Source organism: Trinickia soli (assembly GCF_002879855.1).
GTDB lineage: Bacteria > Pseudomonadota > Gammaproteobacteria > Burkholderiales > Burkholderiaceae > Trinickia > Trinickia soli.
In genome coordinates this window covers 50,404-62,992 of the sequence record NZ_PNYB01000005.1, presented here as the reverse complement: position 1 = coordinate 62,992, position 12,589 = coordinate 50,404, and the positions used below count along the sequence as shown (strand labels likewise).

At 61.4% G+C, this 12,589-nt stretch carries 8 protein-coding genes and 1 pseudogene; 8 read left to right on the top strand and 1 reads right to left on the bottom strand.

From position 1 onward, the window contains the following. Nucleotides 1–867 precede the first annotated feature (867 nt). Entirely contained in the window at nucleotides 868–3,060 is a 2,193-nt protein-coding gene (locus C0Z19_RS07540; protein WP_102609195.1) for a beta-glucosidase, read from the top strand. Between the two features lie 21 nt (nucleotides 3,061–3,081). On the opposite strand, the gene C0Z19_RS07535 is transcribed toward C0Z19_RS07540, so the two are convergent. Continuing rightward, nucleotides 3,082–4,293 carry an acyl-CoA dehydrogenase family protein gene (locus tag C0Z19_RS07535; RefSeq protein WP_102609194.1) on the bottom strand — a complete coding sequence of 404 codons (1,212 nt, stop codon included), beginning with the start codon at nucleotides 4,291–4,293 and terminating at the stop codon, nucleotides 3,082–3,084. A gap of 342 nt (nucleotides 4,294–4,635) precedes the next feature. Between C0Z19_RS07535 and C0Z19_RS07530 the strand changes: the two genes are divergently transcribed. The 7 genes and pseudogenes from C0Z19_RS07530 to C0Z19_RS07500 form a co-directional block, all read left to right on the top strand. Then, nucleotides 4,636–5,058, top strand: coding sequence for a rubrerythrin family protein (locus tag C0Z19_RS07530; RefSeq protein WP_102609193.1), 423 nt, complete (start codon nucleotides 4,636–4,638; stop codon nucleotides 5,056–5,058). A gap of 147 nt (nucleotides 5,059–5,205) precedes the next feature. Beyond that, complete coding sequence (locus tag C0Z19_RS07525; RefSeq protein ID WP_102609192.1) at nucleotides 5,206–6,543, top strand: heterodisulfide reductase-related iron-sulfur binding cluster; 1,338 nt, start codon at nucleotides 5,206–5,208, stop codon at nucleotides 6,541–6,543. 35 nt (nucleotides 6,544–6,578) lie between these two features. Further along, nucleotides 6,579–7,166, top strand: coding sequence for a DUF3501 family protein (locus C0Z19_RS07520; RefSeq protein ID WP_102609191.1), 588 nt, complete (start codon nucleotides 6,579–6,581; stop codon nucleotides 7,164–7,166). Between the two features lie 451 nt (nucleotides 7,167–7,617). Further along, nucleotides 7,618–8,652, top strand: coding sequence for a DUF6566 family protein (locus tag C0Z19_RS07515; protein ID WP_102609190.1), 1,035 nt, complete (start codon nucleotides 7,618–7,620; stop codon nucleotides 8,650–8,652). 528 nt (nucleotides 8,653–9,180) lie between these two features. After that, the gene (locus C0Z19_RS07510; RefSeq protein WP_102609189.1) at nucleotides 9,181–10,602 is read left to right on the top strand and encodes a UDP-glucose dehydrogenase family protein; all 1,422 of its coding nucleotides are present in this window, start codon (nucleotides 9,181–9,183) and stop codon (nucleotides 10,600–10,602) included. Nucleotides 10,603–10,750: 148 nt separating this feature from the next. Then, on the top strand, nucleotides 10,751–12,352 hold the full coding sequence (locus tag C0Z19_RS07505) for a peptide chain release factor 3 (protein WP_102609188.1): 1,602 nt from the start codon (nucleotides 10,751–10,753) through the stop codon (nucleotides 12,350–12,352). Between the two features lie 52 nt (nucleotides 12,353–12,404). Beyond that, nucleotides 12,405–12,560: pseudogene (locus tag C0Z19_RS07500) on the top strand (zinc-binding dehydrogenase); the annotation flags it as partial. Nucleotides 12,561–12,589 lie beyond the last annotated feature (29 nt).

Genomic DNA, 12,589 nt, shown 5'->3' with positions numbered 1-12,589 from the left:
CGCCTTCAGGTGTCATCCCGGGTGAACTGATGTTTTGCGCAATCACCCTCATCTGTCGTTTAGCGAAAACGTCAATCTGACGCTCGCAACAGTTCATCGTCCAATCAAGGGCGTTGAGTCCGAAACGAACACCAATATCAAAGGCCATGGTGCTGCCTGTATAAAAAGTGGGATGAAAATAAATCGGTTGACGACGCTTACAAGAACAAACTGTATGAGAGAGACAAGAAGTGAAGGGCGCTCCACAGTCGAGGTGACAGATCGCCATCCTTATCGATTCCTCATGTAGCCGATTTCACAAAACAGCTCTTCAGTAACAACATAAAGTCCGACCATATAAAGCGACTACAAAACAATTTCAAGCCGTCGCAAGCCACGACCTTACAGTTGCCCTCCACCAGGAGGCGCATGCCCAGGCTCCCTCAGAAACGGGTGCGGCCCGCCGCACAAGGCTGCTGCCGCCCGGACCGCGCTTGCATCGGATCCCTTCGCTATAAATTTTTCCGACGGGATTTTATGCGTCCCAGATTTTCGTGGCTTATCAGTAAAGAATGCCTATTTCATCGCGGCATTCGACACTATTCGAAATAATTCGAAATCCTTCTTGTAGTCAGGCTACTTATGCGCTATTACTAGACCCGGAGTTTCGCTACATCCCGCGGTAAGCCGTTGTCGCCGGTCTATTCCGTCGGCTTCAATGGCGGCCCGCGCCGCATGACCCAGTTTCATCCGTAAGACGCTTTGTGCCGGGATTTCAGTCCCGTGCGTTCGCTCGCGCTCGCGGCGAATTGCGCCCGTCGCAAAGCGGTGCATGACCGAGCCATGGATCAAGGCATTAATCACGCATTAATCACGGAGACAAGCCCCATGCAGGCAAAACGACTATCCCTCGCTGTCGCATCCGCGGCCCTGTGCCTCTTCGCGCAATCGGCGGCACACGCGGTCTCGCCTGTCGCCGACAGTCCGTTCATGGACGACATGGCGCACCGCCGGGCCGACATGCTCGTCAAGCAGTTGACGCTCGACGAGAAGCTGCAACTGATTCACTCGAAATACCAGATGAGCGACGTGCCCGGCGGCGGGGCCGGTTACATCCAGGGCGTGCCGCGTCTGCACATCCCCGATATCAACATGGTCGATTCCGCCACGGGCTCGGGCAGCACCGTGCAACCGAGTACGACCTTTCCCGCGACGATCGCGCTCGCGGCAAGCTGGGACCGGTTCTTGGCCTATCGCTTCGGCCGCACCATCGCGGATCAGCTCCGTGCGCAAGGTTTTTCGATGGGGCTCGGCGGCGGGACGAACCTCGCGCGCGATCCGCGCGGCGGCCGCATGTTCGAATACCTCGGCGAGGATCCCGTGCTTGCCGGCGAGATGCTCGCGGCACGCACGCGCGCGACGCAGGATCGTCACGTCATCGCGACGATCAAGCACTACGTCGGCAATGAGCAGGAAACGAATCGGATGGGCGGCAACGACACGATCGACGAGCGCACGTTACGCGAGCTCTATCTGCTGCCGTTCGAAATCGCCGTGGAACAGGGCCGGCCCGGTAGCGTCATGTGCAGCTACAACAAGATCAACGGCGACTATGCGTGCGAGAACTCCCACGTGCTCAATGACGTCTTGAAGGGCGATTGGCATTTCCCCGGCCAGGTCCAGTCGGATTGGGGCGCCGCGCACAGCACGGCCAAGGCGATCAACGCGGGCCTCGACGAGGAAGAAGACGTCGGTCCGACGGTGTTCCTCACGCCGGATCTCGTCAAGCAGGCGCTCAGCAGCAATCAGATCACGCAGGCCCGTTTGGACGACATGGTCCGGCGTAAGCTTTACGTCATGATCCGCACCGGTGTCATGGACGATCCCGCGAAAGGCGGCGAGCCGATCGATTTCAGCGCGGCCCGCAGTTTCGCGCAGCACGCCGAGGAGCAATCGATCGTGCTCCTGAAGAATCAGGATCGTCAGTTGCCGCTCGATGCGTCGAGCGTGAAGAAGATCGCCGTCATCGGCGGCCACGCGGATGTCGGTGTTATCACGGGCGGCGGCTCTGGCGATACGCGCGATCCCGTGACGGGCGCGTTCCCCGGCTGCGGAGGTCTGACGTTCCCGACTTCGACGGGCTGCAGCTGGTGGCCGAATCCCTGGATCAAGGTGCCGACGCCGCTTACGGCAGCCATCAAGAACCTCGCACCGGGTGCGACGGTCACCTTCGCAGGCAGCGAAGACTTGCAATCGCCGTTCAGAGCCTACACGCAGCAGGAAATCGACGCGGCCGTGAATCTCGCGCGACAATCGGACGTCGCCATCGTGGTCGTGACGCAACCGTCGGGTGAAGACTTCGGCGAACTCTATAGCCTCGGTCTTTCCAATCCGTCGAACCAGGACGCCCTCGTCGAGGCCGTGGCCCAGGTCAATCCGCATGTCGTCGTCGTTCTCGAAAACGGCAATCCTGTGCTGATGCCGTGGAAGGATCAGGTCGCGTCCATCGTCGAAGCATGGTATCCGGGCGAAGGTGGCGGCAATGCGATCGCCAACGTGCTCTTCGGCAAGGTCAATCCGTCGGGCAAGCTGCCCGTGACGTTCCCGCTGCGCGATGCGGACACCCCTACCTGGAACAACGGCACGCCCGCACAAAATCCGGTGTATGCGGAAGGGCTCAAGATGGGCTATCGCTGGTACGACGCGAACAACATCCAACCGATGTTCCCGTTCGGGCATGGTCTGTCGTATACGCACTTCGCGTATTCGGATCTACGCGTTCGCCCGAAATTCGACGGGTCGACGATCGTGTCGTTCTCGCTGCGTAACGACGGCTCCGTAGCCGGCGCCGAAGTGCCGCAGATCTACCTTGCCGGTCTCAACGATCCGGTCGAGCCGCCCAAGCGTCTCGTCGGTTGGGAGAAGGTGAGCCTGAACCCGGGCGAAACGCGGCGCGTGCGCGTGCTCGTGCCGGCGCAGATGCGGCGCATCTGGGATACGAGCCAGAACGGTTGGCGGATCGCGAAGGGCGGTCGGTTCTACGTCGGCGCGTCCTCGCGCGATATCCGGCTCGAGCAATAGCAGATCGTCAAGGAGTCCTAATCAATGCGCCGCGCTTGTCGCGGCGGCCGACGGCCGATCGAGGGACTCTCGCTCGGCCGTCTTGATTGCATCCGCAGGCATGTGCGCATCGTGTGTCGCGCGCTCGCGGTATCGTTGCATGTGCGCGAAGATATGCTTGCGGTGCATTTCTTCGGTCCCGCCCGCACTGATCATGGCCAGTGCATCGGCCACGAAGGCCGAGAGTATGCCGCTGCGGTAGCCGTCGCTCCCATGGATCGCCATCAGGTCGAGCGCCGATTGCGTCAGGTCTTGCGCGGCCGTGATCTTCGCGATCGAGCAGCGCTCGAGCGCTTCCGGTTGCGCGCTGAAAAGTTGGCCGAGCGCCGCGAGCGCCAGCCAACGCGATCGTTCCGCACGCATGCGCACGTCGACGAGCCTGCGCTGCACGTGTTGGTGCGTATCGATCGCCACGTCGAGTATCTTGCGCCCGGCTGCATAGATCAGCGCGTCGGTCAGGAAGGGCTGCACGACATTCGCACACATCAGCGCGAAATAGGCACGATTCATCGAGGCGATACGCATCAGCGAACGAAGCCCATCGCGCGGCGCACCGAGCAGCTGGCCGGGGCTGAGGCGGACGGCGTCGAACCGAAGTTCGCCGATCGGCAAGTCGCGAACGCCGAGCGTGCTCTGCGGCTTGCTCCGGGCAACGCCGGCCGTCGCCGGGTCGATCAGCGCGAGCGCCGTTTGAGGTTGCGCTTCGGCGTCGTAGCGCGCGGCGACGAGCACGAGCGATGCGTGCGGCGCAAGGCTGATGTTGTACTTGTGGCCGTCAAGCCGATAGCCGCTATCCGTGTCGACCAGACGCGTTTGCAGCGCGCGAATCTCGGTGCCGGTACCGGGTTCGGAAATAGCCGTGGCGCCCGGCTCGCCATTGAGTAGCCGCGGCAACAGAGCGGCCTGCTGCGCCGACGTTCCGATCGCTCCGACGCTGTCGATCAAAGAGGCTTGATTGGCGACGGCCATCGCGAAGCCGACCGAGCGCATCGTGCTCGATAGGGCTTCAAACGCCGCGACGAATTCGAAAGGGTCTCCTTCGGCGAGCGTCAGGTGCCAGAGCCCGGCGTCTGTCACCGCCTGCCACGCGCGCCAATTGAAGCCTGCGCTGTCCGTGTATCGAGCGTGCTCCAGGCCGATTTCGCGGAAGCGATGGCTCTGTTTCGTCTGGCGTTCGGTATAGGCGAAGTCCATGGCAGATCCGCGCAAGGCGTCAAACGGGGTTGAATGCGTGCACTGTATGCGTGACGATCGCCGGGTGAAACTGGCAGGAATGTCAGCCGTGTGACTGTCGCTGGAAGCCATTTGCCGTGCCACGACGTGCTGGGACCTCGCTTGCGAGCGTGTGCCTGCGGGAAAGAGTCCAAGCCTATCGCCCACATAGAAAATGCCAATTGGGGAAGGGTTCGCGGACATCCTAGATTTGAAAACGCGACGCACAGGGCTGCGGCTCGCCGCGCATTTGTGCGCGCCCCACACACCGTAGAAGATATCGGCCGCGCGCAATGCCGGTCCAGTCCACGAAGGAGGCTCACAATGGCTCAGTTGAAAGGCTCCAAGACGGAAGACAACCTCAAGGCTGCTTTCGCAGGGGAATCGCAAGCGAATCGGCGCTACCTGTATTTCGCGGCAAAGGCCGACGTCGAAGGTCAAAACGATGTCGCCGCACTGTTTCGCTCGACGGCCGAAGGCGAGACGGGACACGCACATGGTCACCTCGAATACCTCGAAGCCGTAGGCGACCCCGCTACCGGGCTGCCGTTTGGGTCGTCGCGACAAAATCTGCAGTCGGCGATCGCGGGTGAAACGCACGAATACACGGACATGTACCCCGGTATGGCTAAAACGGCGCGCGACGAAGGATTCGACGAAATCGCAAACTGGTTCGAAACGCTCGCGAAAGCCGAGCGCAGTCACGCGAATCGCTATACCAAAGCGCTCGAGGCGTTGTCGGATTGAGGGTCGGCCAGCCCGTCGCTCGAACGCGCGCCGTTCGTTCGGCCGGCGGCGCGCACGAATCACGCGGCGAGGCGTGCGCGCCTGCGGCGCCGCCATGGGCTGTTTGGTGCGCGATGAGCCGCGCCTGACCGTTACGGAGCGTCATCCATGCCCCACAAAGAAGGCAGTCTTGAGGCGCCCACGCGTCACCCGCTCGATTGGCGGGATCCCGATTTCTACGATCAAACGGCGATCGACGCCGAGTTGTCTCGCGTCTTCGACATTTGCGCAGGGTGCCGCCGCTGCGTGGCGTTGTGCGGCGCATTTCCGACGTTGTTCGATCTCGTCGACGCGACCGACAGCGGCGAAGCGCACGATGTCGACCATAGCGCCTTTCCGAAGGTCGTCGATCAGTGTTATCTCTGCGATCTTTGCTATATGACGAAATGTCCTTACGTTCCGCCGCATCCTTGGAACGTGGATTTTCCGCATCTGATGCTGCGCGCGAAGGCGGCGCGTTATCAACGCGGCGAGGTGGCCCTGCGCGACAGATTGCTGTCCAACACCGATGCGCTCGGGCACTTCGCCGGGATTCCGATCGTCACGCAAGCCGTCAATGCCGTGAACGAGACGAAGCCGGCACGCGCCGCCATGGAGCGCGCGCTCGGCGTCGACCGCAATGCCTGGTTGCCGTCATTCGCGGCGCGCAAATTCCGCCCGCATGCGAAGCGTTCTCCCGAGGCGCCGGTGCGAGAGGGTGAGCGCACGCCCGGGAAGGTCGCCGTTTACGCGACCTGCTACGTCAATTTCAACGAGCCCGGCATCGGCCATGACCTGCTCGCCGTGCTCGAGCACAACGGCATTCCCTATGAACTCGTCGAGAAAGAAGCGTGCTGCGGCATGCCGCTGCTCGAACAGGGCAACCTCGCAGGCGTAGCCGCGAAGAAAGAGAAGAACATTCCCACGCTCGTGCGCTATGCGCGCGAAGGGTTCGCGCTGATGGCCGCGATACCGAGCTGCGTGCTGATGTACAAGCAGGAGTTGCCGCTGATGTTCCCCGACGATGCCGATGTTCGCGCAGTAGCCGAGGCGTTCTGGGATCCGTTCGAGTACTTCGTTTCGCGCCACAAGGACGGCCTTTTGAGAACGGACTTCACGCAGGCGCTCGGCACCGTGTCGTATCACGTGCCCTGTCACGGGCGCGTGCAGAACCTCGGCCGCAAAACATACGACGCGCTGTCGCTCGTTCCAGGCACCGTGCTCAAGGTCGTGGAGCGCTGTTCGGGGCACGCGGGAACGTTTGGTGTGAAGAAAGAGTTTCATGAAACGGCGATGCGGATCGGCAAACCGGTCTTCAAGGCGATGTCCGAGCCGTCACCGGCCTATATCGCCTCGGATTGCCAACTCGCGGGGCATCACATTGCTCAGGGCATCGAAGAAGCGGGGCTTCCCCATGCCGAGCTGGCGCATCCGTTGACGCTTCTGCGTAAGGCATATGGAATTTAGCCGCCATGGTTTTATGCATTTGCGAGGAAATGTAAATGACCATCTCACGCAATTCCCTTTTGACGCTTGAGGCGTATGCGAAAGTTCGTAACGTCACACGAAGCGAAGTTATCGAGCATAAGAAGAAGCGTTGTGTCCAGCTCGGTAATCATCTGACGATTTTGTTCGAAGATGAAACGACCATTCGGTATCAGATACAGGAAATGCTTCATATAGAAAAAATTTTCGATGAGGAGGGAATTGATGCCGAGCTGGCGGCATATTTACCGCTGGTGCCAGACGGTAATAATTTCAAGGCGACCATGCAAATTGAGTACGAGAAGGAGGTGGAACGCCGTGCTGCCTTGTCACGCCTGATTGGCATTGAAGATCGGATATTTATGCTGATCGGCTATGAGACGCCGGTCTACGCTGTCGCCGACGAGGATCTGCCGCGGGAAAATAGTGAAAAAACTTCCGCTGTCCATTTCCTGCGTTTCGAATTGACCGATTCGATGAAACAGGCTCTGAGAGCCGGCACGCCGTTGCTGCTCGGCTGCGATCACCCGCAGTACCCCGTCCCGCCTTGTCCGGTGCCCGAGCCGGTGGTCCGATCCCTGCTGGCGGACCTGCGTTGGAACTAGGGCGCGTTTGCATCGCGCAAACGATTGCGCAATCGACTTATTGCGCAAGATGACAGATTCACACGCGATTATGTAGGTTGAAATCGTTTCAGAATCACTTCGTTACATATCGCCCGATGGCGGTCCGCAAAAAATATTCTAATATTGTGACCTCTCTCAGGAGTTTACATCGGAGCGTGTACCCTCGCTCGGGTGATTGTTATGCGCGACATTTAGGCGTGGCACAATTTTTGTTACGCTTTCGCGATGGTATGCTTTCTGCTCTATTTTCCCATGCACGAGCGCGGACGCGATTTTTGCGTCGACCGAGGGCAAAGTCGCACGACCTGTGTGCGGCTTTGATTCGCAGTAACACGAGAACAAAACAATGTGTGCAACCTGGCGGTCGTCGGGAGTGGGCCATTTCCGTCGACCAAGTGTCGCAGCCGGGCCAGGCTGCGTGGAGAAAAACATGTTCTTTGAGGAATTGACTGACGACGAATGGGCACGCCTTGCGCCGTTAGCGGCCGACGAACCCATTCATCCGCACCGCCGGGGCCGGCCGCGCGCCGAGCCGCGTGTCGTCGCGAACGCGGTGCTCTGGATTCTGACCACGGGCGAACGCTGGTCGAAACTGCCGGCGCGGTATCCGTCGGGACCCACCTGCCGGCGCCGCTTCGACGACTGGCTGGCCGATGGCACCCTGACTGAGATCGTGAAGGTGCTGTCGGAGTTCGGTCGGACGTTTGCTTATGTGCCGCAACCGGAAGCGGCCGCTCAACCCGCCCCGAAAGCCGCGCCGGTACCTGCGCCCGAATCGCCGCGTTTGCGCGGTGTGTTTTGGACCAACCCCGAATCGTGGCAATCGACGAACGGGTGCGCCGATCAGGACGGCGCAAGCGAAGCCGTGAGCGCGATGAATGCGCCCCTTTGCACGCATATCGTGCGCGGCGATGCCCCTGTGGCCTCATCGCGGCGCGCGCCGACGCCCGGCGTCCCGATGCGCGCCAACGGAGACTATTCGCATGAGATGCAACCGGTTGATTCGATGACAGAGACGAAACGTTCAGAAGACTATCTTGACCATACGATTCACGCGTCTGCGCAGCCGGTCGCAAAGCAATCGCAACTCAGTTACCGCGCGTCGGCCGAAATCGTCAAGGACGGCCGGCGTGTCGAGCGGTCCGGTCTGATCGGCCCACGCTTTGCCGATAGCGATAGCGCCGTGCGCTTTGCGCTCGACTGGGCGCGCGATTGGATCGACCGGCACGAGGCCGCTGCCCAGCCTCGCCCCGAGCTCGCCGAAGAGGCGATGGCCGATCAGCCCGCTGACGTTCAGCCGACAGTCGACACTGCTGCGGCGGTGGTGGCTGCTGCATCGTCCGCGCAGAGCGCGCAGCGCGCGATCGAAGCTGGCGTGATCCGCAGCCGCACCCCTGATTGGCTGCGCCACGCGCCGGATGGCCGCAGCGATTCGAAGCCGCCCGAGGTGCTGTATCACGCCTGAATCGCGCCGGCCGCGATTCGCGCGCTTCACCATTCGAGCGTGTCCCCGGGTCGTGCGCGCCAGTGAGCGGTGCATACGACCTTCGGCGTTCGGATCGCCGCGTGCGAGCGCGGCGATCCAGGTGTCCCAGGTATATCTGAGGTCGGCGCGGGGTTCGGAGCGGCGACGGGGAGAGCGCGGTAGTCACAGTCTCGATCGAGGGCTTAGCCGGTAGCAGTGAGCACGATCAGAGTGTGACAAGAAGTAAATCGACAAAAAACCGCCACCTGCTTCTTACGGTGCATGCGTCATGCGCATGCGCACCGTTCCTTGCGCCTGCCACAAAAAAATCAGAAAAATTATCGGGGCATGCGAGCTTCCAGAATTTTTCGCAATTTTGCCTCGCTTGCCGTCGGCTTTTTGTTATTGCCTGATAAGCATTCTGCCGGTGGGCGGGCGCGTCTTCCTCCTTCGTGTTTGTCGCCTCCCTGCGCCGCCCCGATCAACATCGCTATCCCTATTCTCGTTGTTTCTTGAAGGGCCACCACCATGAATGTGACCATCATCGGCTGCGGCTACGTCGGCCTCGTGACGGCGGCTTGTCTGGCGGACGTCGGTAACGATGTCTGCTGCTTCGACGTCGATCGGGACAAGATCGACGTCCTCGAATCGGGGGGCATTCCGATTCACGAGCCCGGCCTGCACGAAATCGTGGCGCGTAACAAGGCTGCGGGTCGGCTGTCGTTTACGACCGATCCGCATCGCGCAATGACACAGCGCGAAGCCATTTTCATTGCCGTCGGCACGCCCAGCGGCGAGGACGGCTCCGCCGATCTCCAGTACGTGCTTGCGGCTGCAAGCGAGATCGGTCGCCACATCGAAACCTTCACGGTTGTCGTCGATAAGTCGACGGTGCCGGTCGGCACTGCGCGACGTGTGCGCGAAGCCATTGCCGAACAGGTGGCGCAGCGCGGCCTCGACTGCATGTTCTCGGTCGTATCGAATCCCGAGTTCCTGAAGGAAGGCGCCGCTATCGAAGATTTCACGCGGCCTGAACGGATCGTCGTGGGATGCGATGACGACGTACCCGGCGAACGCGCACGCGAGACGATGAAGCGCCTGTACGCGCCGTACAACCGCAATCGAGAGCGCATGCTCTTCATGGATGTGCGCTCGGCCGAGTTCACGAAGTACGCCGCAAACGCAATGCTGGCGACGCGAATCTCGTTCATGAACGAGCTCGCAAATCTGGCGGAGCGCGTCGGCGCCGACATCGAGGCCGTGCGGCGCGGCATCGGTTCCGATCCCCGCATCGGGTATCACTTTCTTTATGCGGGGTGCGGTTACGGCGGCTCGTGTTTCCCGAAGGACGTGCGCGCGCTGATGCAGACCGCGCATGAGTATGGGGATACGCTGCGCATTCTCGATGCGGTTTCGTCGGTCAATGCCGCGCAGAAGCAGGTGCTCGTCAACAAGATCGTCGAGCGCTTCGGCGATGATTTGAGTGACTGCGTATTCGGCGTCTGGGGCCTGGCGTTCAAGCCGGGCACGGACGATATGCGCGAAGCGCCGAGCCGGGTCGTCGTGGCTGCGCTGCTCGAACGCGGCGCACGCGTGGTCGCGTTCGATCCGGTGGCCATGAAGGAAGCCAAACGCGCGTTTGCGGCCGATTTGCGGGGCGAACCCGAAGCCCGTGCGCGACTCTCGTTCGTCGAGGATCAGATGGACGTGGTGGCCGGCGCAGATGCGCTCATCGTCATGACCGAATGGAAAGCGTTCAAGAGCCCCGACTTCGACAGCCTCAAAGCCCGTCTGAAGCAGCCGATCGTGTTTGACGGACGCAATCTGTATGAGCCGATCGCGATGGAAGAGCTCGGCATCGAGTACTACTCGATCGGCCGCCCGCGTGGCGCGGTCTCGATTGCCGAGGATGCGATCCGCCCGCAGGGAGCGACCGTCGCATTGTTTTGACGGGTGAGCGTTTTCGGGAGCAGATGATCGCAGCGGCGGTTTCGTTCAGCAAGAAACCGCCGCTGCCGCATGCGACTGGGCGCATGGGCGGGGGACCGTGTATCATCGCCCCCGCACCGCTCTAATCCCGATACGCCCCCCAATTACGATGTCAGTCGCCGAACTCAAGCGCCGCCGCACGTTTGCGGTCATTTCGCACCCCGACGCGGGTAAAACCACGCTCACCGAAAAGCTGCTGCTGTTTTCGGGCGCAATCCAGATTGCGGGCACCGTCAAGGGTCGGAAGAGCAATCGCTATGCGACTTCCGATTGGATGGAAATCGAGAAGCAGCGCGGTATCTCGGTGGCCAGCTCCGTCATGCAGTTCGAATACGGCGACGCCGTCATCAATCTGCTCGATACGCCGGGCCACGAGGATTTCTCTGAGGATACGTATCGTGTGCTGACGGCCGTCGACGCGGCCGTCATGGTGATTGACGGCGCAAACGGCGTCGAGGCGCAGACGTTGAAGCTGCTCGAAGTCTGCCGCAGCCGTCGCACGCCGATCGTCACTTTCATCAACAAGCTCGATCGCGAAGTGCGCGCACCGCTCGATCTGCTCGACGAAATCGAGCAGCATCTGGGCGTGTCGGCTGTGCCGTTTACGTGGCCCATCGGGATGGGCAAAGAATTTCAGGGTGTCTACGACATCATTCGCGATCAGGTGCGTGTGTTTCGCGCGGGGCAGGATACGGCCGGCGGCGAGGTCGAGACGTTATCGGCACCCGACAATGAGCAAGGCGAACGGCGCTTTGGTTTCGCCTGGAAGAAGGCCAAGGAAGAGATCGACCTCATTTGCGCGGCGACGCCTTCGTTCGATCGCGAAGCATTCCTGGCGGGCCAGCAATCGCCGGTGCTGTTCGGATCGGCCATCAACAACTTCGGCGTGAAGGAAATTCTCGATGCGCTCGTCGAACTGGCGCCGCCGCCGTCGATGCGTATGGCCGTGCAGCGCCCCGTGCAGCCCGACGAGCCGAAGTTCACGGGCGTCGTGTTCAAGGTGCAAGCGAACATGGACCTCGCGCACCGCGATCGCGTCGCGTTCATTCGCGTCTGCTCGGGCCGCTTCGAGCGTGGCATGGCGCTGAAGGTCACGCGTTCGGGCAAGACGTTCCGCGCGAACAACGTCGTGACGTTTCTGTCGCAACGGCGCGAGACCGTCAGCGAAGCCTATCCCGGCGACATCATCGGCATTCCGAACCATGGGACGCTGAGCCTCGGCGATACGCTGACCGAAGGCGAGCTGCTGCAATTCGTGGGCCTGCCGTTCTTCGCACCCGAGATCTTTCAGACCGTCGAAGTCGTCGACCCGATGCGCGCCAAGCAGCTTGGGGAAGCGTTGAAGCAACTCGGCGAAGAAGGCGCGATTCAGGTGTTTCGACCTGCGCACGGCGGCTCGATGATTCTCGGTGCAGTGGGGCAACTTCAATTCGAAGTCGTATCGCACCGGCTTTCGGCCGAGTACAAGGTCGACGTGCGCATCATGCCGGCCCGCTATCGGATGTCGCGTTGGATCACCTGCAGCGACCCCGCGGAGCTGCGCCGCTTCACGGACGCCTACGCTGCGCGGATGGCGCTCGACGCCGCCAATGCGCCGACGTACCTGGCCTCCCATATCTCGGAGATCGAGGTCGCGCAAAAGGCATGGCCCAACATCGTCTTCAACGAGTTGCGCGAACATTCGGGCGCGCCGTTCCGGAAGAACATGTAACGGGGCGCCTTTGCGGGTTGGTTTTTGGCGCCGTTTTCTGCCGTGAGATACACGACTGGCGGCCGCAAAAGCGTTCATCCTCGATGGGCTCGCAGCGGGCACACTGCGGCCGGTCATCGCCAAGACGTTCGAATTCGACGATATCGTCGCCGCTCACCGCTTTCTGGAATCGAACGAGCAGTTGGGGACGATCGTCGTGACGGTGTGAGGGTGCACCGTGTCACCGTCAGGCAGCGA